Origin of the sequence: Streptomyces sp. NPDC048483, from assembly GCF_040651455.1 — a bacterium.
Taxonomy (GTDB): Bacteria; Actinomycetota; Actinomycetes; order Streptomycetales; family Streptomycetaceae; genus Streptomyces.
This window is the reverse complement of the sequence record NZ_JBEZJZ010000041.1, coordinates 1-21,207: the sequence shown is the minus strand read 5'-3', so window position 1 is coordinate 21,207 and position 21,207 is coordinate 1. Positions and strand designations below refer to the sequence as shown.

Annotated in this window: 23 protein-coding genes; 14 read left to right on the top strand and 9 right to left on the bottom strand. The window is 70.8% G+C overall.

Annotated elements, in window-relative coordinates:
* The first annotated feature begins 104 nt into the window (after nucleotides 1-104).
* The 4 genes from AB0D04_RS21275 (at nucleotide 105) to AB0D04_RS21260 (ending at nucleotide 2,546) form a co-directional block, all read left to right on the top strand.
* On the top strand, nucleotides 105-1,409 hold the full coding sequence (locus AB0D04_RS21275; protein ID WP_362705442.1) for an MFS transporter: 1,305 nt from the start codon (nucleotides 105-107) through the stop codon (nucleotides 1,407-1,409).
* A gap of 16 nt (nucleotides 1,410-1,425) precedes the next feature.
* Nucleotides 1,426-1,542: an SGM_5486 family transporter-associated protein gene (locus AB0D04_RS21270; RefSeq protein WP_362705439.1), complete on the top strand. Its 117-nt coding sequence runs from the start codon at nucleotides 1,426-1,428 to the stop codon at nucleotides 1,540-1,542.
* 184 nt (nucleotides 1,543-1,726) lie between these two features.
* Entirely contained in the window at nucleotides 1,727-1,939 is a 213-nt protein-coding gene (locus tag AB0D04_RS21265; protein WP_362705436.1) for a hypothetical protein, read from the top strand.
* An 88-nt stretch (nucleotides 1,940-2,027) separates the two neighbouring features.
* Nucleotides 2,028-2,546, top strand: coding sequence for a histidine phosphatase family protein (locus AB0D04_RS21260; protein ID WP_362705434.1), 519 nt, complete (start codon nucleotides 2,028-2,030; stop codon nucleotides 2,544-2,546).
* 118 nt (nucleotides 2,547-2,664) lie between these two features.
* Here AB0D04_RS21260 and serB read toward each other — a convergent pair whose 3' ends face one another.
* A complete protein-coding gene (gene serB / locus AB0D04_RS21255; RefSeq protein WP_362705431.1) occupies nucleotides 2,665-3,912 on the bottom strand; it encodes a phosphoserine phosphatase SerB in 1,248 nt (415 codons plus the stop codon).
* A 438-nt stretch (nucleotides 3,913-4,350) separates the two neighbouring features.
* Between serB and AB0D04_RS21250 the strand changes: the two genes are divergently transcribed.
* A complete protein-coding gene (locus tag AB0D04_RS21250) occupies nucleotides 4,351-6,927 on the top strand; it encodes an FHA domain-containing protein (RefSeq protein ID WP_362705429.1) in 2,577 nt (858 codons plus the stop codon).
* A gap of 85 nt (nucleotides 6,928-7,012) precedes the next feature.
* Here the strand turns inward: AB0D04_RS21250 and AB0D04_RS21245 are convergent, their stop codons facing one another.
* The 4 genes from AB0D04_RS21245 to AB0D04_RS21230 all read right to left on the bottom strand — a co-directional run bounded on the left by AB0D04_RS21245 (nucleotide 7,013) and on the right by AB0D04_RS21230 (nucleotide 10,689).
* Nucleotides 7,013-7,753: a transglycosylase SLT domain-containing protein gene (locus AB0D04_RS21245; RefSeq protein WP_362705426.1), complete on the bottom strand. Its 741-nt coding sequence runs from the start codon at nucleotides 7,751-7,753 to the stop codon at nucleotides 7,013-7,015.
* Between the two features lie 314 nt (nucleotides 7,754-8,067).
* The gene (locus AB0D04_RS21240; RefSeq protein WP_362705423.1) at nucleotides 8,068-8,796 is read right to left on the bottom strand and encodes a nitroreductase family protein; all 729 of its coding nucleotides are present in this window, start codon (nucleotides 8,794-8,796) and stop codon (nucleotides 8,068-8,070) included.
* 16 nt (nucleotides 8,797-8,812) lie between these two features.
* Nucleotides 8,813-9,928, bottom strand: coding sequence for an S-adenosylmethionine:tRNA ribosyltransferase-isomerase (locus AB0D04_RS21235; protein WP_362705548.1), 1,116 nt, complete (start codon nucleotides 9,926-9,928; stop codon nucleotides 8,813-8,815).
* A complete protein-coding gene (locus AB0D04_RS21230) occupies nucleotides 9,928-10,689 on the bottom strand; it encodes an SDR family NAD(P)-dependent oxidoreductase (protein WP_362705420.1) in 762 nt (253 codons plus the stop codon). The genes AB0D04_RS21235 and AB0D04_RS21230 overlap by 1 nt, the downstream gene beginning before the upstream one ends.
* Before the next feature lie 201 nt (nucleotides 10,690-10,890).
* Here AB0D04_RS21230 and AB0D04_RS21225 point away from each other — a divergent pair, with 201 nt between their 5' ends.
* The 4 genes from AB0D04_RS21225 (at nucleotide 10,891) to AB0D04_RS21210 (ending at nucleotide 13,496) form a co-directional block, all read left to right on the top strand.
* Nucleotides 10,891-12,036 carry a GAF domain-containing sensor histidine kinase gene (locus tag AB0D04_RS21225; RefSeq protein ID WP_362705417.1) on the top strand — a complete coding sequence of 382 codons (1,146 nt, stop codon included), beginning with the start codon at nucleotides 10,891-10,893 and terminating at the stop codon, nucleotides 12,034-12,036.
* Nucleotides 12,029-12,676 (top strand): response regulator transcription factor, encoded by a 648-nt coding sequence (locus AB0D04_RS21220; RefSeq protein WP_362705414.1) that lies wholly within the window; start codon nucleotides 12,029-12,031, stop codon nucleotides 12,674-12,676. The genes AB0D04_RS21225 and AB0D04_RS21220 overlap by 8 nt, the downstream gene beginning before the upstream one ends.
* Nucleotides 12,677-12,846: 170 nt before the next feature.
* The gene (locus AB0D04_RS21215; protein WP_362705411.1) at nucleotides 12,847-13,092 is read left to right on the top strand and encodes a chaplin; all 246 of its coding nucleotides are present in this window, start codon (nucleotides 12,847-12,849) and stop codon (nucleotides 13,090-13,092) included.
* A 158-nt stretch (nucleotides 13,093-13,250) separates the two neighbouring features.
* Nucleotides 13,251-13,496 (top strand): chaplin, encoded by a 246-nt coding sequence (locus tag AB0D04_RS21210; RefSeq protein WP_362705408.1) that lies wholly within the window; start codon nucleotides 13,251-13,253, stop codon nucleotides 13,494-13,496.
* Between the two features lie 122 nt (nucleotides 13,497-13,618).
* Here AB0D04_RS21210 and AB0D04_RS21205 read toward each other — a convergent pair whose 3' ends face one another.
* A complete protein-coding gene (locus AB0D04_RS21205; protein ID WP_362705406.1) occupies nucleotides 13,619-14,455 on the bottom strand; it encodes a hypothetical protein in 837 nt (278 codons plus the stop codon).
* Nucleotides 14,456-14,545: 90 nt separating this feature from the next.
* Between AB0D04_RS21205 and AB0D04_RS21200 the strand changes: the two genes are divergently transcribed.
* From AB0D04_RS21200 to AB0D04_RS21185, 4 genes are all read left to right on the top strand, one after another.
* On the top strand, nucleotides 14,546-15,355 hold the full coding sequence (locus tag AB0D04_RS21200) for an ABC transporter ATP-binding protein (RefSeq protein ID WP_362705403.1): 810 nt from the start codon (nucleotides 14,546-14,548) through the stop codon (nucleotides 15,353-15,355).
* 71 nt (nucleotides 15,356-15,426) lie between these two features.
* Nucleotides 15,427-15,840 carry an NfeD family protein gene (locus AB0D04_RS21195; RefSeq protein WP_362705546.1) on the top strand — a complete coding sequence of 138 codons (414 nt, stop codon included), beginning with the start codon at nucleotides 15,427-15,429 and terminating at the stop codon, nucleotides 15,838-15,840.
* A gap of 133 nt (nucleotides 15,841-15,973) precedes the next feature.
* Entirely contained in the window at nucleotides 15,974-16,909 is a 936-nt protein-coding gene (locus tag AB0D04_RS21190) for an SPFH domain-containing protein (protein ID WP_362705401.1), read from the top strand.
* 62 nt (nucleotides 16,910-16,971) lie between these two features.
* Nucleotides 16,972-17,739, top strand: a complete 768-nt coding sequence (locus tag AB0D04_RS21185) for a sulfite exporter TauE/SafE family protein (RefSeq protein WP_362705398.1) — start codon at nucleotides 16,972-16,974, stop codon at nucleotides 17,737-17,739.
* A 27-nt stretch (nucleotides 17,740-17,766) separates the two neighbouring features.
* Here the strand turns inward: AB0D04_RS21185 and AB0D04_RS21180 are convergent, their stop codons facing one another.
* The 3 genes from AB0D04_RS21180 to AB0D04_RS21170 all read right to left on the bottom strand — a co-directional run bounded on the left by AB0D04_RS21180 (nucleotide 17,767) and on the right by AB0D04_RS21170 (nucleotide 20,036).
* On the bottom strand, nucleotides 17,767-18,273 hold the full coding sequence (locus AB0D04_RS21180) for an HNH endonuclease (RefSeq protein WP_362705395.1): 507 nt from the start codon (nucleotides 18,271-18,273) through the stop codon (nucleotides 17,767-17,769).
* 397 nt (nucleotides 18,274-18,670) lie between these two features.
* The gene (locus AB0D04_RS21175) at nucleotides 18,671-19,210 is read right to left on the bottom strand and encodes a YbhB/YbcL family Raf kinase inhibitor-like protein (RefSeq protein WP_362705393.1); all 540 of its coding nucleotides are present in this window, start codon (nucleotides 19,208-19,210) and stop codon (nucleotides 18,671-18,673) included.
* 43 nt (nucleotides 19,211-19,253) lie between these two features.
* The gene (locus AB0D04_RS21170; protein ID WP_362705390.1) at nucleotides 19,254-20,036 is read right to left on the bottom strand and encodes a sporulation protein; all 783 of its coding nucleotides are present in this window, start codon (nucleotides 20,034-20,036) and stop codon (nucleotides 19,254-19,256) included.
* Between the two features lie 211 nt (nucleotides 20,037-20,247).
* Between AB0D04_RS21170 and AB0D04_RS21165 the strand changes: the two genes are divergently transcribed.
* Nucleotides 20,248-20,904, top strand: a complete 657-nt coding sequence (locus AB0D04_RS21165; protein WP_362705387.1) for a DNA-3-methyladenine glycosylase — start codon at nucleotides 20,248-20,250, stop codon at nucleotides 20,902-20,904.
* The last annotated feature ends 303 nt before the right edge of the window (nucleotides 20,905-21,207 follow it).

The window sequence follows — 21,207 nt, the reverse complement described above, 5'->3', positions numbered from 1 at the left end:
GTGATGCGCGACGGCAGAGGCTATCCATAACCGCCCTCCTCACGCGGGGTCACGAGTGATCACGAGTGGACAAATATTCATCCCATGATTCTATGATGGCGCCCATGGCAGACGACGACCTCGCGACCCTCGGCCCCACCGCCGAGCCCGCCACGACCCCGCGCCCCCTCGAGACCAGCGACAACGCCTCCGGCGCTCCCAAGCCCGGCGGCGCAGGATCGAGCTGGCTGCCCCGGATCGTGATCGCCGGGATCGTCCTTGCCGCGCTCAACCTCCGCCCCGCCGTCACCAGCCTCGGCGCGCTCCTGGAGGAGGTCCGCGACGGCCTCGGCATGAGCGGCACCGTCGCCGGGCTGCTGACCTCCGTACCGTCCCTGTGCTTCGCCGTCTTCGGTTTCGCGGCACCCCGGCTGGCCAGGCGTTTCGGTCCCGGGGCCATCGTCTGCGGCGGCATGGCCGCGATCGCCGTCGGCATCGCGGTACGGCCGTTCACCGGCGGCACCACGGGCTTTCTCGCCGCCAGCGCGCTGGCCCTGGCCGGTATCGCGCTCAGCAATGTCCTGATGCCGGTCGTCATCAAGAGCTGGTTCCCCGACCGGGTCGGTCCGATGACCGGCCTGTACTCCATGGCGCTGGCCCTGGGCACCTCGCTCGCCGCGGCGGCCACCGTCCCCATGACGTCCGCGCTGGGCGGCAGTTGGCAGAGCGGACTGGCGGTGTGGGCGGCGCTCGCCGCCGTCGCCGTACTGCCCTGGCTCGCGGTGGTCCGCCGCCGTTCCGCCGCCGCGGGGCCGCCCACGGGCGGTGCGGCGCCCGCCGCGGAACCCCCCGTACGGATCACCTCGTCGCCGACCGCCTGGGCGCTCGCCGTCTTCTTCGGCCTCCAGGCCACCGCCGCGTACATCACCATGGGCTGGATGCCGCAGATCTTCCGCGACGCCGGGGTCTCCGCGGGCACCGCCGGTGTGCTGCTCGCCGTCACCATGGCGATGGGCGTGCCGCTCTCGTTCGTCCTGCCGCGGGTGGCCTCCCGGATGCGGCACCAGGGTCCGCTCGCGGTGGGCCTCGCCGCCTGCGGCCTGGCCGGTTACGCCGGGCTGTGGCTGGCCCCGGCCGCCGGTGCCTGGGCCTGGGCGGTGCTGATGGGCATCTCCAACTGCTCCTTCCCGCTGGCCCTGACCATGATCGGGATGCGGTCCACCAGCTCGGCCGGCGTCGCCAAGCTCTCCGCCTTCGCGCAGTCCGTCGGCTATCTGATCTCCATCCCCGGGCCGCTGCTCGTCGGCACGCTCTACCAGCACAGCGGCGGCTGGGGCCTGCCGATCGCGCTGATGGCCGGGCTGCTGGTGCCGCAGATGGTGGTGGGCGTACTGGCAGGCCGGGACCGCCGCATCGAGGACGAGAAGTGAGTGCGACACTGGGCGCATGCCAGTGCTCGAACCGAACCCGCAGGGCGGCCAGAAGAAGCTGCTCCTCGTCCTGGGCCTCATGCTCGGCGTGACCGTCGTCGTCGCGGTCATCGCGAGTATCGCCGCGCCCTGACGGGCCCCGTGGGTGGGGCAGGCCCCCCGGTCCCCTAGGGGACGGGCATCAGGGGTCAATGGGTGGCTTCCCGGATAGGCACGGCCGCCGGAGATCCGTAGCTTCGAGGCACACCGCCCGGCGCGGTGGGCGCGCCGCACCCCGCGGCCGCGCAGCCCCCCGATCCGCCACGGAGGCGATCCCCATGTCCGCCGCATTCCGCAGGCCGCCCGCCACCAAGGCCCCCGGACTGCGGATACGGCTGCCGTGGTGGGCGGTGGCCCTGCCGGTGGTCTCCTTCATCACCCTGCTGGCGCTGATGGCGAGCCCGTCGGAGGCGAGCGCGGCCGGGGCGTCCCGGAGCGGGCTTGCGGCGTTGCTGGACCTCCTGGCGAGGCTGGTGGGAGTGGGGGTCTGATGATCTTGCGGGCCCGCCCGTCACCCGCCAGGGGGGAGCCCCTCAACACCCCGCGCCCCGTGCTGCTTTTCATGCGAAGCTGGGACGCATGAGCGTCGATACACCTCGCCGTATTGTCCTCCTCCGACATGCAAAGGCCGAATGGTCGCAGGAGAGCGACCATGAGCGCCCGCTCGCCGACCGCGGCCGCCGGGACGCCCCGGCCGCCGGACGCTGGCTGGCCGGAACGGGAATCACCCCCGATCTGACCCTCTGCTCGACGGCCGCACGTACCCGTGAGACATGGAAGCTCGCCGTCCACGAGCTCCCGCAGCGGCCCAGGACCGTCTACGAGGAGCGGCTGTACGAAGCCTCCCTCGGCGAACTGATCGCGCTGCTGAACGAGACCTCCGACGACGTCGACGACCTGCTGCTCATCGGGCACAACCCGGGGATGCACGCCCTGGCCGACGCGCTGTCGGGCGAGGCGGAGGGCGACCTGCTGCCCCGGATGAACCGCAGCGGCTTCCCGACGGCCGCCGTGGCCGTGATCACCTTCGACGGCTCATGGAAGTCGGTCGAGCACGGCGTCGGCCGGCTGGCCGCGTTCTGGACGCCGCAGAGCTGAGACCACCGGCCGCGCGACAAGCCGTACGAGAAGGGCCCCGGAGCGTTACCGCCGGGGCCCTTCCGTCATGTCAGGAAACCTGCCCTTGACGCGTACCGGGCGCAGCCCGCAGCCCGCGTCACTCGGCGTGCGTGTCCGCCGCCTCGACCTCTTCGCGGGTGACGCCCAGCAGATAGAGCACGGTGTCCAGGAACGGCACATTCACCGCGGTGTGCGCCGCCTCCCGTACGACCGGTTTGGCGTTGAAGGCGACCCCCAGGCCCGCCGTATTGAGCATGTCCAGGTCGTTGGCGCCGTCGCCGATCGCCACGGTCTGGTCCAGCGGCACCCCGGCCTCCTGCGCGAAGCTGCGCAGCAGCCGCGCCTTCCCGGCCCGGTCCACGATGTCGCCGGTCACCCGGCCGGTGAACTTGCCGTCCGCGATCTCCAGGGTGTTGGCGGAGGCGAAGTCCAGCCCCAGCTCTTCCTTGAGCGCGTCGGTGACCTGCGTGAATCCGCCCGATACGACGCCGACTTGATAGCCGAGCCGCTTGAGGGTCCGCACCAGGGTGCGGGCCCCGGGGGTGAGCCGTACCTCCTTGCGGACGGTCTCCACCACGGAGGCGTCCAGCCCGGCGAGCAGCGCGACCCGGGCGTGCAGCGACTGCTCGAAGTCCAGCTCACCGCGCATCGCGGCGGCGGTCACCTCGGCGACCTCGGCCTCGCACCCGGCGTGCGCCGCGAACAGCTCGATGACCTCGTCCTGGATGAGTGTGGAGTCCACATCCATCACGACCAGCCGCTGCGCCCTGCGCTGCAGCCCCGCCGCGACCACCGCGACATCCACGCCCAGCCGTGCGGCCTCCGGGGCCAGCACCGTGCGCAGCGCATCGGTCGCCGCACCGGACACCGCGAATTCGACGGCGGTCACCGGATACTTCGCAAGCCGGAAAATACGGTCGATATTGCCGCCCGAGGACGTTATGGCGGCGGCGATGGCGGCGGTCGACTCCGCGGTGAGCGGGTGCCCCAGCACCGTCACGTGCGAGCGGCCGACACCGCGCGGCCGGTTGTCGCCCCGGCCGGAGATGATCTCCGCCTGGAGGTGCAGCGACTCGGCCCAGCTGTGCACGGTGGCGCGGAGGTCGCCCTCGGACGAGCCGGTGGTGCCCTGGCCGGGGGAGGGGGCGGTGACCAGCGCACACAGCGTGATCCGGCCCCGGGTCACCACCTGCTCGATGTCCACGACATCGACGGAGTAGGCGGCGAGGGTGTCGAAGAGACCTGCGGTGATGCCGGGCCGGTCCTTCCCGAAGATCTTCACGAGGAGGGTCGGTACGTCATCGCCCGGTACGGCGGTGGCAGGCGGGATCTGCGATGCGCTCATGGTGGTCATACGGTAACCGGCGGCCGGGCACGCCCGTACAGGTGTCCGTGCCTCGGACCGCGCGTCCGCCCGACTGCCGCGCCCGCACCGCACCGCGCCCCGCCCGCCGGGCCGCGGGCGATCGTTATGGACTCGTGTCCGGTCCGTCCCGCAGGGTTGCCCCGTAAGGGTGAGGCGACGCCCCAACTCCCCTTTTGTTGCGACCATTTCGGATCATCGGCGGTACGCAGAACCGCTGTGACCACCCGCAATACGGCGATCCCCGGTCATCTACGGGCCCTTCCGGCCCTCGGGGAGGCATTGCCGGACGTCGCCGCGAGGCCGATGCGCCCCGCTCCCCTCCCGGTTTCCGGTCGGCGGGCCGAGCCTGAAATAGTTCCTCACGATGATTCGCCATCCCTGACTTCCCATCCAGGGTGTCGCTCGGGGGACTATGTAATGGGGCATGGAGTGCCTGAACTCGTACTCGAATTGAACGGAAGGACCTGGACGCTCGATCCGTCCCGGTCGTACAACGTGGGGCGTGATCCGCAGGGCGACATGGTGCTCGACGACGCCAGGGTCTCCTGGCGGCATGCCACCGTCCGGTGGTCCGGTCGTAGCTGGATCATCGAGGACCACGGCAGCACCAACGGCACCTATGTGCAGGGCCAGCGGATCCATCAGATGGAGATCGGCCCCGGCTCGGCGGTGCACCTGGGCAATGCGACCGACGGCCCGCGGATCAGCCTCTCGGCCGCCGCCGCGCCGGCCGCCGGCGGCTTCAACGCGCCGCCCGCGATGGCACCGCCCCAGCAGGCCCAGCAGGCCCAGCAGGGCTGGCAGGCCCCGCCCGCGCAGCAGCCCGCCCAGCAGGGCTGGCAGGCGCCGCCGCAGGGCCAGCAGCCGCCGTACATCCCGCCGCAGCAGGCCGTGCCCCCGCAGCAGCCCGCGCCGCAGCAGCGCCCCGCCCAGAAGGCGGGCGGCCCGGCCCCGCAGGCCCAGGGCGACCGCAGCCCGACCAGCTTCCACCGTCTCGACTCGGGACGGGTGATGCGCATCGGCCGTGCGCTGGAGAACGAACTGGTCGTCTCCGACCTCCAGGTCTCCCGCCTCCACGCCGAATTCCGGGTCACCCCCGACGGCCGCTTCGAGATCCATGACCTCGGCAGCCACAACGGCACGTACATCAACGGTCAGCCGGTCCCCAAGTCCGGCAAGGCGCCCGTCGGCCCGAACGACATCATCGGCGTCGGCCACTCCACCTTCCGGCTGGTCGGCGACCGCCTCGAGGAGTTCGTCGACACCGGCGAGGTCTCCTTCTCGGCCCGCCACCTCACGGTCACCGTCGACGGCGGCAAGCAGATCCTCAAGGACGTCTCCTTCGGCGTCCCCGAGAAGTCGCTGATCGGCGTCATCGGCCCGTCCGGCTCCGGCAAGTCCACGCTGCTCAAGGCGCTGACCGGCTACCGGCCCGCCAACCAGGGCGATGTCCTCTACGACAACCGGAACCTCTACAAGGAGTTCGCCGCGCTCCGCCAGCGCATCGGTCTGGTCCCGCAGGACGACATCCTGCACAAGGAACTGACCGTCCAGAAGGCGCTGCGCTACGCCGCCAAGCTCCGCTTCCCCGGTGACACCGCCGAGGCCGAGCGCGAGGCCCGGATCAACGAGGTCCTGCACGAGCTCAAGCTGCATGTGCACAGGGAGAAGAAGGTCACCTCGCTCTCCGGTGGCCAGCGCAAGCGCGTGTCGGTGGCCCTGGAGCTGCTGACCAAGCCGTCGCTGATCTTCCTGGACGAGCCGACCTCCGGCCTCGACCCGGGCATGGACCGCGATGTCATGCAGCTGCTGCGCGGCCTCGCCGACGACGGCCGCACCGTCCTGGTCGTCACCCACTCGGTCGCCGAACTCGGCATCTGCGACAAGCTGCTGGTGATGGCGCCGGGCGGCGGCGTGGCCTACTTCGGCCCGCCCGAGGAGGCGCTGAACTTCTTCCAGTACGACACCTGGGCGGATGTCTTCTCGGCCTTCGAGAACTACCGCGACTACGACTGGATGGGCCGCTGGCGCGGCTCCCCGCACTACCAGATGTACGCCGCGGACATCGACGCCGTCGCCCCGCAGTCGGTCAACGTCCAGGCGCCGCCGGCCCGGATGCAGAAGTCCCAGAGCTGGGGCTCGCAGCTGTGGACGCTGATGCGGCGCTATGTCTCCGTGCTCGCCTCCGACCGCGGCTTCCTCGGGCTGATGGTGATCCTGCCCGCGGTGCTCGGCATCGTCTCGATGCTGATCCCCAGTGACTTCGGCCTCGGTTACGGACCGGACGAGAAGCACCGCACCAACCGCGATGCCAGCACGATCATGCTGATCCTTGCGGTCGGTATGTGCTTCTCCGGCGCCGCCAACTCCGTCCGTGAGCTGATCAAGGAACGGGTCATCTACGAGCGCGAACGGGCCACCGGCCTGTCGCGGTCGGCGTATCTGATGTCCAAGATCATCGTGCTCGGCGTGGTCACCGCCTTCCAGGGCGTGATCATCGCGGCGATCGGCTTCTCGACCCGCAACATGCCCACCCAGGGCCTCATCGTGAAGAACCTCCCGGCCATCGAGATGGCGCTGGCGATCATCGCGCTGGGCTTCACCTCGATGATGTTCGGCCTGGTCATCTCCTCGCTGGTCAAGACCTCCGAGAAGACCATGCCGCTGCTGGTCATGTTCGCCATCGTCCAGGTCGTCTTCACCGGCGTGCTCTTCCAGCTCTTCGACACCCCCGGCGTCGCCCAGGTCGCCTGGCTGATGCCGTCGCGCTGGGCCGTCGCCGCGATGGGCGCGACCGCCGACATGAACACGCTGCTCCCGTGGGATCCGGGCAACCTCGACAAGGGCATCCCGCCGAACCCCGACCCGCTGTGGAAGCACCAGACCGGCGTCTATGTGATGGACATGATCATCATGATTGCGCTGGGCGTGCTGCTCGCCTTCGTCGTCGCCCGCCTGCTGCGCCGCCACGAGCCGGAGGTCATGCGCAAGTAACGGTCACCGGAAAACGGCACGCCCGAGGGGCGGCACCCGACAGCGGGTGCCGCCCCTCGGCGGTGTGCAAGCGGGAACCGGCGGCTCAGTAGGCCGAGTTCACGTTGTCCATCGAGCCGTAGCGGTGCTGCGCGTAGTGGCAGGCCGTCACGATGTTGGCGACCGGGTCGTAGCTGTCCCAGGACGTGCCGGCGATGTGGTACTGCTTGAAGGTCGGGTCGATGACCTGCAGCAGACCCTTGGACGGGATGCCGTTCTGGGCGTTGATGTCCCAGAGGTTGATGGCCTTCGGGTTACCGGACGACTCCCGGATGATGTTCCGGTAGATGCCGTTGTAGGTGCCCGGGATGTCGTGCTGGTCCATGACGTGCAGCGCCTCGCGGATCCAGCCGTCCAGGTTGTTCGGGTAGACCTTCTTGGCGGGCTGCGGCGCGGCGGTGCGTACCGCGGACCGGCTCGCGACGACCTTCGCCTTGCGCGCCTTGTCGGCCTTGGCCTTCGCCGCGGCGGCGGCCTTGGCCTTGGCGGCCTTCTCGGCGGCGGCCTTCTTCGCGGCGGCCTCGGCCTTGGCCGCGGAGGCGGTGGTGGAGGCCTGCTTGGCGACGGTGGCCTGCTGGCTCTTCGCCGCGGTGGCGACCTCGCTGAACGCGACCGGCTTGACGTTGATGTTCTCGGCGGCAGCGGCCTGCCCCGAGCTCTCCCCCTGGTCGGCGCCCGGGACGATCGAGAGGACCAGGGCGGCGGCACCGGCCGCGGCCACACCGGCCACGGAAATCTTGTGAGTACGGGTGAAGCGGGTGAATCCAGGAATGGCGTGCTTAGGCATGGCTGGGTTGACCTCTCCAATGGGGGACATCGCAAGGGCCATCGGCGGCGGATTACGCCGAGTTCTGATCACGGCGCCTTGCGACGGGAGCCATTGTTAGCGGCCGAAAATTCGCCCGGCAATGGTGTGACGTACGACCCGGGTTAGTGGAACCGGGGGGCCGAGAATTGCATCGGGCCCAGACAGCGCCCAGCTCACACCGTCTTTACGGACCACTAACCCGACTCGTAAGTGACCTGCGTCCTATGCGCGGCGTCACATTGCCGAAGCGTTTATCTCGCCAGTGGTAATTGCAAACGCACAGCCCGTATCCGTCAGATTTCCACTATCACTTGATTTAGCCTTTTTCGGGTCAAATCGGGCACTTCGCATTCCGCTGCCGGATACCCCACCGGAATCACGGCAAAGGCCTTCTCGTTGGCCGGCCGCCCCAGTACCTCCTGGAGAAACCGCATCGGACTCGGCGTGTGCACCAGCGCCGCCAGCCCCGACAGATGCAGCGCCGACAGCAGCATGCCGACCGCGATCCCGACCGACTCGTCCACGTAGTAGTGCTTGCGCCTGCTGCCGTCCGCGCCCAGCCGGTACCGCTGCTGGAAGACCACGATCAGCTGCGGTGCATCGGTCAGATGCGGCTTGACCTCATCGGTGCCCAGTGGCCGCAGCGCCGCCAGCCACTCCTCGCCCAGCCGCCCCGCGTACGAGACGCGCTCCTCCCCCTCGGCCGCCGCCCGGATCCTGCGCCGTACCTGGGGGTCCTTGACCAGCACGAACGTCCACGGCTGCTGATGCGCCCCGGACGGCGCGGTGGCCGCACAGGCGATCGCGTCCTTCACCACCTGCTCCGGCACCGGGTCGCCGGCGAACTGCCGTACCGTCCGCCGCCGGCCCATCCGCTCCCGCAGCTCGGCGGCGCGCGCCAGCGACTCCTCGGCGGGTATCCGCTCCGGCCGGTACGGCACCGGCCGGTACGGCTGCCCATGGACCGGCGTCCAGCTCCTGGCGTCCCGCGGCTCCTGCGGCCTGTTCATCGAGTGCGACATGCGCCGAGTCTGGAACTCACCCGGGCAGTACGAGATGCAGGTCGCCGAATTCATGCCACAGACAGCGCCGTTCGACCGCCGCCGCATACGCCCGCTCCAGCACGTCCCTGGCCGCCACCGCCCCCAGCATCAGCAGATGCGAGGCCGTCGGCTCGTGCAGCCCCGTGAGCAGCCCGTCCACCGCCCGCACCCCGCGCTGCGGGGTCACCACCAGATCCGTCCAGCCGGTCGCGGCCCGCACCCGCCCGTCCGCCCCGGTGGCCGACTCCAGGGCCCGTACGGCGGTGGTGCCGACGGCAATGATCCGGCCGCCGCCCGAGGCGCGCGGCCCCGCACGGCGCCGCGCCCGCGCCGCGTTCACCAGCCACGCCGTCGCCGCCGGCACCACGAACCGCTCCGCATACGGCGGCTCGAAGGCCTCGGCCGACGCCACCCCCGTATGCAGCGAGATCGGCGCGAACTGCACCCCCGCACTGACCAGCCGCGCCACCAGCCCCGCCGTGAAGGGCCGGGCCGCGCTCGGCATCTCCGCGCTGCCCACGCCGGGGGAGTCCACCGCGAACACCGTCTGATACGCGGACAGCGGCTGGTCCCGGTCCGTATAGCCGTACCGGATCGGCCGCCCGTACCGCCGCATCACCTCCGCCGCGGTGCCACCGGTCACCCGCCCCCACCACAGCCGTACGCCCCCGGGGGCCACCGGCGCTTCCAGGGCCAGCCGCGCCCCGCCCGGCAGCCGCACCACCGCGCCCTGGGGGCCGCCCGCCCGCGGCCGGGTGCTGCCCCGCCCGTCCGGGGACCGCAGCTCCACCGCCCAGCACCCGGCCACCGTCCGGCCCGCCGGATGCCACCGGTCGCCCCGCGTCGAGAAGTGCACCACCACCGGCTCGCCGCGCCCCCGCCCGTCCCCGACCCGGCCGTCCACCGCCGCCGGCAGCGTCCGCGAGGTGTTCACCACCAGCACGTCCCCCGCCGTCAGCAGCCGGGGCAGCTCCCCGAACGCGTGATGCCCGGCCTCGTCCGCACCCCGGCTCACCAGCAGCCGTACGGCATCGCGGCCCAGCCCCGGCCCCCGCTGCTCGGCCGGCACCCTGGCCGACAGCTCCTCCGGGACCCGCAGCGCATCCGCGATCACCGGATGCCGTCCAGCAGCTCCGCCGCCACATACCGTCCGCTCGGCGCCGAACCGTCCAGCAGCCGCAGCAGCGCGGGTACGACGCTCTCGGGCAGCGGGCGCCCCGAGTCGTCCTCGACCGGGATGGCCGCCGCATACAGATCCGTCCGCATGTCGCCCGGATCCACCCACCACACCCGCAGCTCCGGCTCCTCCACCGCCAGCACCGCCGACTGCTGGTCCAGCGCCGCCTTCGTCGCTCCGTAACCGCCCCACGTCCCGTACGCCGCGACGGCCGCATCCGAGCTGATGGAGAGAACAGCCCCGTATGCACCTATTGCACCCTCTGCCCCTATATAGGGAGACGACTCCCTGTGGGGAGACGACTCCGAGGGCGCGCGCAACAGCGGCAGCGCCTCCTGTACGAGCCCCAGCGGCGCCACCACATTCACCTCCAGCGCCGCCCGCAGCCCGTCCAGCGGCTGGTCCGCCAGCCGCACCAGCGGCTCGGCGCCCAGCACGCTCGCGTTGTTCACCAGCAGATCGAGCCCGCCCAGTCCGCGCGCCGCGGCCACCAGCGCCGCCCGGTGCCGGCCGTCCACCACATCCCCGGGCAGCGCCACGACGCGCGCCCCCGCCGCCCGCAGCCGATCCGCCGCCTCCTCCAGCGGCCCGGCCGACCGGGCATCCACCACCAGGTCCCAGCCCCGCCCGGCCAGCGCCGCGGCCAGCGCCCGGCCCAGCCCCTTCGATGCTCCCGTGATGATCGCCACCGGCATGATCGCGTCCCCTTTTCCGGACCGGATGCGGACCGGGACGGCTCTCCCGGTCCTTCGCCCCCAACGTAGGAACGCGGCGCAACCGAGGGCGTCGGGCATCCGACGGGCCCTGGTCAGGGCATTCGGCCTAGGCCCCGGGACGTAGGCGGGGGACGTCGCGGGACCGATACGGGCCGGTCACCGCGCCGGTACGGTGAAGCCATGAGCAACGGTCCGGGGGACGGGATCCCCGCGGTGAGCACCGCGATCCTGGCGATGAGCAGGCATCTGGAGGTGCGCGACGTCCTCAAGACGATCGTCGCCTCGGCCCGCGAGCTGCTGGACGCGGAGTACGCCGCCCTCGGCGTGCCCGACGACCACGGCGGCTTCGCCCAGTTCGTGGTGGACGGCGTCAGCGCCGAGCAGTGGAAGGCCATCGGACCGCTCCCGCGCCAGCACGGCATCCTCGCCGCGATGCTGCACAACGCCACCCCCGAGCGCCTCGCCGACGTCCGCGAGGACCCCCGCTTCGGCGGCTGGCCCGCCGCCCACCCGGACATGTCCGACTTCCTCGGCCTGCCGGTCGCCGACGGCGACGAGATCCTGGGCGCCCTCTTCCTGGCCAACAAGCGCTGCCCCAAACCGGAGGGCACCTGTGGCTTCACCGAGGAGGACGAGCATCTGCTCGGCATACTCGCCCAGCACGCCGCCATCGCCCTGACCAACGCCCGCCTCTACGAGCGCAGCCGCGAGCTGACCATCGCCGGAGAGCGCGCCCGGCTCGCCCACGAACTGCACGACGCGGTCGCCCAGAAGCTCTTCTCCCTCCGGCTGACCGCCCAGGCCGCCACCGCCCTGGTGGACCGCGACCCGGCCCGCGCCAAGGACGAGCTCCACCAGGTCGCCGCGCTGGCCGCCGAGGCCGCCGACGAACTGCGCGCCGCCGTCGTCGAGTTGCGGCCCGCGGCCCTGGACGAGGACGGCCTGGTCGCCACCCTGCGCTCCCAGGCGCAGGTCCTCGACCGCGCCCACACCGCCCGCGTCACCTTCGCCGCCCAGGGCGTCCGCGCCCTCCCGGCCGCCCAGGAGGAGGCGCTGCTCCGGGTCGCCCAGGAGGCGCTGCACAACGCCTTGCGGCACTCCGGGGCCGGTCAGGTCGAGGTGACCCTCACCCGCCGCGGCCAGGGCGCCCTGCTGCGCGTCGCCGACGACGGCCGCGGCTTCGACACCGGCCTGGTCCGCCGGGCCGGCCGGCACCTGGGACTCGTATCGATGCGGGACCGCGCCGGCGGCGTCGGTGGCAGGCTCAGGGTGGAGTCGGAGCCCGGCAAGGGCACCGCTGTGGAGATGGAGGTACCCGGTGGCTGAGACCGGCTCAATCCGCGTGCTGTTGGTGGACGATCACCAGGTCGTACGCCGGGGACTGCGCACGTTTCTCGAGGTCCAGGAGGACATCGAGGTCGTGGGGGAGGCCTCCGACGGCGCCGAGGGCGTCGCCGCCACCGAACAGCTGCGCCCGGACGTGGTCCTGATGGACGTGAAGATGCCCGGCATGGACGGCATCGCGGCGCTCCGGAAGCTGCGCGAACTGGCCAACCCCGCACGGGTGCTGATCGTCACCAGCTTCACCGAACAACGCACGGTCGTCCCCGCGCTGCGGGCCGGCGCCGCGGGCTATGTCTACAAGGACATCGACCCCGAGGCGCTGGCCGGCGCCATCCGGTCCGTCCATGCGGGTCATGTCCTGCTCCAGCCCGAGGTGGCCGGCGCCCTGCTCTCCCAGGAGGAGGGCAACAACGGCCAGGGGCGCGGCACTTCACTGACCGAGCGGGAGCGCGAGGTCCTCGGCCTGATCGCGGACGGGCGCTCCAACCGCGAGATCGCCCGCGCGCTGGTGCTGTCGGAGAAGACCGTCAAGACCCATGTCTCCAACATCCTGATGAAGCTCGACCTCGCCGACCGGACGCAGGCCGCGCTGTGGGCGGTCCGGCACGGGATCGGGGCCTGACGGCGATCGGAGCCCTCTACCGCGGCGTCGAAGCGGAGCGTCGTCTCCCCATACGAGATTCATACTGTCGTGTAGACGTAGCCCATTTGGCGTATCCCTCGCAGTGCCCCGGCGTTGTCCAGTGCAGCCGCGGCGGCTGGCCGCGGCATCGGCAACGAGGAGCAAGAGAAGTGAAGAACATCAAGCGGGTAGCGGCCATCACGATGGTGGCGGGCGGTCTCGCCGTCGCGGGCGCCGGAGTCGCCTCCGCTCACTCCGGCCCGCAGGCTCAGGGCGTCGCGGTGAAGTCCCCCGGCGTCGGCTCCGGCAACCTCGTCCAGGCGCCGATCCACGTGCCCGTGAACGCCTGCGGTAACACCGCCACCGTCATCGGGGCCCTCAACCCGGTCTTCGGCAACGACTGCATCAACCTCTGATCGCAGGCCTGCCCGCACGATCTGCACGACCCGCGTGACGCCATGGTCCGCGCGGGCCGTGCCGGACCGGCCCCGCCAGCTCCTGGACGCGCAACCGGTCGCCCTCCACACAGTCCCGTCATCGCGGCCCCGCGCCGCCAAGTGAGGAACTCGCTCTCATGAACACCGCCAAGAAGGCCGCCTTCGTCCTCGCCACCGCCGGTCTCGCCGCCGGTGCCGCCGCCGGCTCCGCGTTCGCCACCGGCGGCCCGCAGGCGCACGGCCAGGCCGTCTCTTCCCCCGGCGTCGGTTCCGGCAACCTCGTCCAGGCCCCGGTGGACGTCCCCGTGAACGCCACCGGCAACAGCGTCAACGTCGTCGGCCTGCTCAACGCCGCCTTCGGAAACCACGCCGTGAACCACTGACGCCATCCGGTCCGGGACCCAACAGTCCGGGCCACCCCCGGCCACCGAGGCCCGCTCTCTTACGGCCCCGCCGACCACGCCATGGTCCGGCGGGGCCTTCCCCGTTCACCCCCCGCCCCGGTTCACCCCCGCTCCCGCTCCTCCACCGCGGAGTTGTAGGCCGCCACCTGCGCCCGCCGGGCCGTCCGCTCCACCGGCCGCAGCGCCTCGGACCGCGCCGCGATCTCCGACGAGCTCACCGCCCCGCCGTGCTCCCCGCCCGCCATGGGGGGACCCCCACCCATGCCCTTGAGGCTGTGCGGGAGGGCGATGTCGATCAGCGCGCCCACCCGCTGCGCCAGCTCCAGGACCCGTACCGCACGCGGCGGATAGCCCGGCGCCAGCATCCGCCGCCCGGCCTCGGCCCGCGCCCGGTACGCCTCCAGCGCGGCCTGGGCGACCGGGCCGGCCCCGGCCACATCCAGCTTCGAGAGCACCTCGGTCGCCTCCCGCAGCGCCTCCGCCAGCTCCCGCTCCGCCTCGCCCAGCGAGGGCACATCGGCCGGGGGCGCCTCCCGTACCGGCAGGCAGTGCCAGACCACCTCCACATGTACATCGGGCCCCGAGCCGCCCTCGGGCCCGGCCTCGTACGTCTCCGGCACCAGCCCCAGCCCGGCCCCGGTGGCGAGCACCGCCTCCTCGGCCTCCAGCGCCCGCGCATTGAACTCCGGCGGTCCGGTCAGCCCCAGCGGATGCCCCGGCACCGGGAGCGCCAGCCGCAGGCCGATGGCGCCCAGGGCCCGCAGTCGCCCCAGCGCAAGGGTCAGCCCGACCGGCGCCTCCTCCCCGGGCAGGCCTTCCACGCGGTGCACCGCGTCATCGTCCGCGATGCGGTGCGCGGCTTCATCGGGTGAGACAAGTCCGGCCAAAAGGGCATTTCCCCATGACGCCAGCCGTCCTGATCGTGGTTCATCGAGCATGCCCCCCAGCCTAGGGAACGGCACTGACATCGAGTGGCGTAGGTTTGCTGGGGGGATGCGCCCGCAGGTGCACAAGACGACCGAGAAGCAATGGGAGACAACGCGCTCATGAGCGATGTACTGGAGCTGGTGGACGTATCCGTGGTCCGCGAAGGACGGGCTCTGGTGGAGCAGGTCTCCTGGTCGGTGAAGGAGGGGGAGCGCTGGGTGATCCTCGGCCCCAACGGCGCCGGCAAGACCACCCTCCTGAATGTCGCCTCCAGCTACCTCTTCCCGAGCGCCGGCACCGCCACGGTCCTCGGCGAGCAGCTCGGCCGCGTCGACGTCTTCGACCTGCGCCCGCGGATCGGCATCGCCGGCATCGCCCTCGCCGACAAGCTGCCGCGCAGCCAGACGGTCCTGCAGACCGTGCTCACCGCCGCGTACGGCATGACCGCCACCTGGCAGGAGAACTACGAGGAGGTCGACGAGCTGCGCGCCCGCGCCTTCCTCGACCGCCTCGGCATGAACGCCTACCTCGACCGGAAGTTCGGCACCCTCTCCGAGGGCGAGCGCAAGCGCACCCTGATCGCCCGCGCGATGATGACCGACCCCGAGCTGCTCCTCCTGGACGAGCCCGCCGCCGGCCTCGACCTCGGCGGCCGTGAGGACCTGGTCCGCCGCCTCGGCCGCCTCGCCCGCGACCCGTTCGCCCCCTCGATGATCATGGTCACCCATCACGTCGAGGAGATCCCTCCGGGCTTCACCCACGTCCTGATGATCCGTCAGGGCAAGGTGCTGGCCGCCGGCCCCCTCGAGCTCGAACTGACCTCCAGCAACCTCTCCCACTGCTTCGGCCTCCCCCTGATCGTCGAGCGCAACGGCGACCGCTGGACCGCGCAGGGCCTGCCCCTGACCTGAGTCCCCGGCGGACCGATCGCACCCTGTCCCGCGCCGCCCCGCGGATCTACCATGAAGCCGTGGATTCATGGGTGTGGTGGCTGATCGCCGCCGTAGGACTGGGCATTCCTCTCGTCGTGACCGCGATGCCCGAATTCGGGATGTTCGCGGTCGGCGCCGTCGCCGGTGCCGTCACCGCTGCGCTCGGTGGCGGCGCCGTCCCGCAATTCCTCGTCTTCGCCGCCGTATCGGTCGCACTGCTCGCCGTCGTACGCCCCATCGCCAAACGCCACCGTGGCCAGAGCCCCCAACTCGCCTCCGGAATCGATGCGCTCAAGGGCCGCACCGCCACGGTCCTGGAGCGCATCGACACCACCGGCGGCGGCCGCATCAAACTCGCCGGCGAGGTCTGGTCCGCCCGCGCCCTCGACAGCGGCCAGGTCTACGAGCCGGGCCGGCAGGTCGACGTCGTGGAGATCGAGGGCGCCACCGCCGTCGTCATCTGACCTGAACACGCTGCACGACGCGCCACGTCTCTGAAAGACTGATCAACAGCACGGACTGCACGACTGATTGACAGCCACGCCGACGCCGGTCACCGGCCGGCACGGACCAGAAACGAAGGGCACGGGAGCCGCTGTGGAACCGATCATCATCGTCCTGATCATCCTGGTGGTGCTCGTGTTCATCGCACTCATCAAGACGATCCAGGTCATTCCTCAAGCCAGCGCCGCCATCGTCGAACGCTTCGGCCGCTACACCCGCACCCTCAACGCCGGCCTGAACATCGTCGTCCCGTTCATCGACTCCATCCGCAACCGCATCGACCTGCGCGAACAGGTCGTGCCGTTCCCGCCGCAGCCGGTGATCACCCAGGACAACCTCGTCGTCAACATCGACACGGTCATCTATTACCAGGTCACCGACGCCCGCGCGGCGACCTACGAAGTCGCCAGCTACATCCAGGCCATCGAGCAGCTCACCGTCACCACCCTGCGCAACATCATCGGCGGCATGGACCTGGAGCGGACCCTGACCTCCCGCGAGGAGATCAACGCGGCGCTGCGCGGCGTCCTGGACGAGGCCACCGGCAAGTGGGGCATCCGCGTCAACCGCGTCGAGCTCAAGGCCATCGAGCCGCCGACCTCCATCCAGGACTCGATGGAGAAGCAGATGCGCGCCGACCGTGACAAGCGCGCTGCCATCCTCCAGGCCGAAGGTGTCCGGCAGTCCCAGATCCTCACCGCCGAAGGCGAGAAGCAGTCCTCGATCCTGCGCGCCGAGGGTGAGGCCAAGGCCGCCGCCCTCAGGGCCGAAGGTGAGGCCCAGGCGATCCGGGTGGTCTTCGAGTCCATCCACGCCGGCGACCCCGACCAGAAGCTGCTCTCCTACCAGTACCTCCAGATGCTCCCGAAGATCGCCGAGGGCGACGCCAACAAGCTCTGGATCGTGCCCAGCGAGATCGGCGACGCCCTCAAGGGCCTCGGCGGCGCCCTCGGCAACTTCAACCCCGCGGGCGGCGGCACCATCCCCAAGCCCAGCTCGCCGAACCGCGAAGCACCCCCGATCGACTGACACCCGCGCGCCCCTGGTGCATGATCGGCAAGGACCACACCGATCATGCATGGGGGATCCGCGTGACCATCTGGGAAGCCGTCGCCGTCTTCGTCGCGGGGCTCGGCGCAGGCACCATCAACACCATCGTCGGCTCGGGAACACTGATCACCTTCCCCGTACTGCTCGCCACCGGCCTGCCCCCGGTCACCGCCACCGTCTCCAACGGCCTCGGTCTGATCCCCGGTTCGATCAGCGGAGCCATCGGCTACCGCAAGGAACTCACCGGCCAGCGCCGCCGCATAGTGCGCCTGGGCATCGGAGCGGCGATCGGCGGCTTCACCGGAGCCACCCTGCTCCTCGCGCTGCCCTCCACCGCCTTCGAGACGATCGTCCCGATACTGGTCGGCCTCGCGCTCGTCCTGGTGATCCTCCAGCCGTACATCTCCAAGGCGGTCCAGCGCCGCCGCGAGCGCCACGGCACCCAGGCCAAGGCCGACGGCGGACCGCTCCTCTTCGTCGCGATCATGATCGCCAGCGTGTACGGCGGCTACTTCACCGCGGCCCAGGGCATCATCTACGTCGCCCTGATGGGCATGCTGCTCCAGGACTCGATGCAGCGCATCAACGCCACCAAGAACGTCCTCGCCGCCCTGGTGAACAGCGTCGCCGCGCTCTTCTTCGTCTTCGTCGCGGACATCGACTGGCAGGCTGCCGGGCTGATCGCCGTCGGCTCGACGATCGGCGGCCAGATCGGCGCACGGGTGGGCCGCCGCCTGCCGCCCACCGCCCTGCGCATCGTCATCGTCCTCGTGGGCCTCGCAGCCATCGCCCAACTCGTCCTCAAGTAAAGCGAGTTGGACGATGGCCCGGGATCGTTACGCCGGCAGGGCCGCCAGCCACTCCGGCAGCTCCTCGCGCACGGACACCCCGAGAGCCGAGAGCAGCGCATCCGCCGGCGTCGGCTCGAACGGCCTCCGCAGCAGCCGCATCCCCGCCTGCTCGGGCGTACGGTCCGCCTTACGGTGATTGTCCTCCGCGCACGAGGCGACGGTGTTCAGCCAGGTGTCCGCACCACCCTGCGCCCGCGGCACCACGTGATCCACGGTCGTCGCCCGCCGCCCGCAGTACGCACACCGGTGCTGGTCCCGCACCAGCACCCCCCGCCGCGACCACGGCGCCCGTCTTCGGAACGGCACCCGTACGTATCTGCTGAGCCTGATCACCCGCGGCACCGGCACATCTACCGAAGCGGCCCGGATGAGCAGCCCCGGGTGTGCGTTCTCGACCACGGCCTTGTCCTGCATCACCAGCACCACCGCACGCCGCAGTGACACCGTCGACAGCGGCTCGAAGCTCGCATTGAGCACCAGAGTCTCGCGCATCCCGTCCACCTCCCGGACCCGCTCCGCCCCCGCGGCGAAGTTGCTCCACTGTGCAGTGGCAGGTATTCCCCGAACAACGCAATTTCCGTGCCCCACAGGGGAAATGGCGAGCGAGGGGAAGATGAAGAAGAGGTGAGTCGGCGGCGCCCGGAACGGGACCGCACGGCAAAGAAAAACGCTCCGGATCCCGCCCCCGTGACACACACGGGACCCGGAGCGAACGGCAGCCGGCGAGGACGCCCGGCACAAGTGCGGACTCCGGCGAACAGCGGGGCGACACACCTGCGCCCCGGCGCTCCCGCCACTGCGGTACCGGCTGCCCGACGGCCCTTGCAGGCCGTCAGCCAGGTACCACTGTGCGTGCGGGAAGCGCCGGGGCGCAACGGAATTACGGGGCTCAGCCCTGTGCCGGCACCTCGTACTCGGCGATCAGCTGGGCCCGCCCGATCGCATGGAACCGCAGGTTGAACCCCACCACCGCGGGCGAGGCATCGGCGTCCGGACCGAGCTTCTCCTTGTCCACCGCGTACACCGTGAACACATAGCGGTGCGGACCGTCCCCGGGCGGCGGCGCCGCGCCCCCGAAGTCCCGCGTCCCGTAGTCGTTCCGCACATGAACGGCCCCGTCGGGAAGCCCCTTCATGTCACCGCTCCCGGCACCGGTCGGCAGCTCGGTCACCGATGCCGGGATGTCGAACAGCGTCCAGTGCCAGAAACCACTGCCCGTCGGCGCGTCCGGGTCGTAGCAGGTGACGGCGTAGCTCCTGGTCCCCGCGGGCGCCCCCGTCCACTGCAGCTGCGGCGAACGGTTCCCCTTGGCGAAGACCTGCTCCGGCCGCAGCGTCCCGCCCGGCTCCACCTCATCGCTCGACACCGTGAACTCCGGCACCGGCGGATGGAAATCGTGCGGGAGCGGCCGCCGCTTCAGCTCGGACACCGCAACACCTCCTGGTCGCTTGCTGACACTCTGTCCGGCCAGGTTAGAGCCAGTTCCGCTTACCGCCGACCTCCGCCAGCCACTGGTTGAGGTACCCCGCCCAGTCGGTCGATTCGTAGTCGTTCAGCGCGACCGTGAACGAACGGTAGGAGTCCGACCCACCGGTGAACAGCCCCGGCTTCTTGTCCATCTCCAGGACGACGTCCATCTCCCGGTCGTCCGCCACGAACGACAGCTCGACCTGGTTCAGCCCGCGGTACTGCTGCGGCGCGTGGAACTCGATCTCCTGGTAGAACGGCAGCGTCTGCCGCGTCCCCCGGATCTTCCCCTGCTCCAGGTCGGCGGACTTGAACCGGAACCCGAGCCGCCCGAACGCATCCAGAATCGCCTGCTGCGCGGGAATCGGGTGCACATTCACCGGGTCGAGGTCACCGGAGTCCACCGCCCGCGCGATCGCCAGCTCCGTCGTCACGCCCACGCTCATCCCGCGCAGATGCGTCCCCATGAAATTGGTGATCGGCGTCTCCCAAGGAATCTCCAGCCCGAACGGCACCGTGTGCGCGGCACCCGCCTGCACCTGGAACGCCCCGCCCAGCTGCACCTTGGTGAACTGGATGTCCCGCTTGACCTCTCCGTCGCTGGTCTCGACCTCGACCTTCGCCTGCAGCCCCACGGAGACGCCCTGGATGTCCTGCGCCACGGACCCGCCCTGGATCCGCACCTCACCCTGCACGACGCCACCCGGGACGACGTTCTCCTCGAAGAGCACCGTCTCCACCGACGCGCCCCCGGCCCCCATGCTCGCCAGCAGCTTCTTGAACCCCATGTTCGTCCTCCCCAGGCACCCACGCCTGTGCTCAGTGCAACTTCACCGGGATCTCGACTCCTCGTCCGCCCCGGCCCGATACCTACGAAGAGTCCTTCGAACTCCTACGAACGCGGAACGGCGCAGGCCGGTTCCGCGAGCCACACCTTCCCAACCCCGACGCCCCCATGGCCAGTCGCCCACCCATTTCCCTGCACTACCCTCGGTGCGCATGACCGACGTACCGGAACGTATGCCGCTCTCCCGCGCCTTCTTCGACCGCCCGGTGCTCGACGTCGCCCCCGATCTCCTCGGCCGCACCCTCGTACGCCACACCCCCGACGGCCCGATCGAACTCCGCCTGACGGAGGTCGAGGCCTACGACGGCGAGACCGACCCCGGCTCCCACGCCTACCGCGGCCGCACCGCCCGCAACGCCTCGATGTTCGGCCCGCCCGGCCATGCGTACGTCTACTTCATCTACGGTATGTGGTTCAGCCTCAACCTGGTCTGCGGCCCGAAGGACAAGGCAAGCGGCATCCTCCTGCGCGCCGGCGAGATCATCACCGGCACCCACCTGGCCGCCGGCCGCCGCCCCAAGGCCCGCAACACCAACGAACTGGCCAAGGGACCGGCCCGCCTGGCCACCGCCCTCGACATCGACCGCACCCTGGACGGCACCGACGTCTGCCACGGCGCCGACCCCACCGCCCCGCTCTCCGTCCTGTACGGCACCCCCGCGGCCCCCACCCGGGTACGCAACGGCCCCCGCGTCGGCGTCGGCGGCGACGGCGCCGACCACCCCTGGCGCTACTGGATCGCCGACGAGCCCACCGTCAGCCAGTACCGCCCGCACACCCCGCGCCGCCGCACCACTTCCACCACGTGACCGTCCAGAACCATGTGGCACCCCATGGCTACTTGACTCTCCAGGGCCAAGCGCCTAACGTAGCCCGAGCCGCTGGAGACGGGCAGCGCTATCTGCGCAGACCGCCAGGCGGCGCAACCAACCACTACGTACACTTCCCTAACGGGTCGTCTTTGGCGTTGCCCAAATTCGATCCTGAGCGGCCCGATTATGAGCCGCCCCGGAAAGTCGCTAAAGTAGTTGCTGCGCTGAAAGGCGTGAACAACCCCTCCGACGGGAAATCGGAACCGAAATTCGACCGGAAACGGCGAGTCCCGGATCTGC

Coding starts and splice junctions, on each gene's coding strand:
- AB0D04_RS21275 (WP_362705442.1), top strand. CDS start 105: ATGGCAGACGACGACCTCGCGACCCTCGGCCCCACCGCCGAGCCCGCC.
- AB0D04_RS21270 (WP_362705439.1), top strand. CDS start 1,426: ATGCCAGTGCTCGAACCGAACCCGCAGGGCGGCCAGAAGAAGCTGCTC.
- AB0D04_RS21265 (WP_362705436.1), top strand. CDS start 1,727: ATGTCCGCCGCATTCCGCAGGCCGCCCGCCACCAAGGCCCCCGGACTG.
- AB0D04_RS21260 (WP_362705434.1), top strand. CDS start 2,028: ATGAGCGTCGATACACCTCGCCGTATTGTCCTCCTCCGACATGCAAAG.
- serB (WP_362705431.1), bottom strand. CDS start 3,912: ATGAGCGCATCGCAGATCCCGCCTGCCACCGCCGTACCGGGCGATGAC.
- AB0D04_RS21250 (WP_362705429.1), top strand. CDS start 4,351: ATGGGGCATGGAGTGCCTGAACTCGTACTCGAATTGAACGGAAGGACC.
- AB0D04_RS21245 (WP_362705426.1), bottom strand. CDS start 7,753: ATGCCTAAGCACGCCATTCCTGGATTCACCCGCTTCACCCGTACTCAC.
- AB0D04_RS21240 (WP_362705423.1), bottom strand. CDS start 8,796: ATGTCGCACTCGATGAACAGGCCGCAGGAGCCGCGGGACGCCAGGAGC.
- AB0D04_RS21230 (WP_362705420.1), bottom strand. CDS start 10,689: ATGCCGGTGGCGATCATCACGGGAGCATCGAAGGGGCTGGGCCGGGCG.
- AB0D04_RS21225 (WP_362705417.1), top strand. CDS start 10,891: ATGAGCAACGGTCCGGGGGACGGGATCCCCGCGGTGAGCACCGCGATC.
- AB0D04_RS21210 (WP_362705408.1), top strand. CDS start 13,251: ATGAACACCGCCAAGAAGGCCGCCTTCGTCCTCGCCACCGCCGGTCTC.
- AB0D04_RS21205 (WP_362705406.1), bottom strand. CDS start 14,455: ATGCTCGATGAACCACGATCAGGACGGCTGGCGTCATGGGGAAATGCC.
- AB0D04_RS21200 (WP_362705403.1), top strand. CDS start 14,546: ATGGGAGACAACGCGCTCATGAGCGATGTACTGGAGCTGGTGGACGTA.
- AB0D04_RS21180 (WP_362705395.1), bottom strand. CDS start 18,273: ATGCGCGAGACTCTGGTGCTCAATGCGAGCTTCGAGCCGCTGTCGACG.
- AB0D04_RS21170 (WP_362705390.1), bottom strand. CDS start 20,036: ATGGGGTTCAAGAAGCTGCTGGCGAGCATGGGGGCCGGGGGCGCGTCG.
- AB0D04_RS21165 (WP_362705387.1), top strand. CDS start 20,248: ATGACCGACGTACCGGAACGTATGCCGCTCTCCCGCGCCTTCTTCGAC.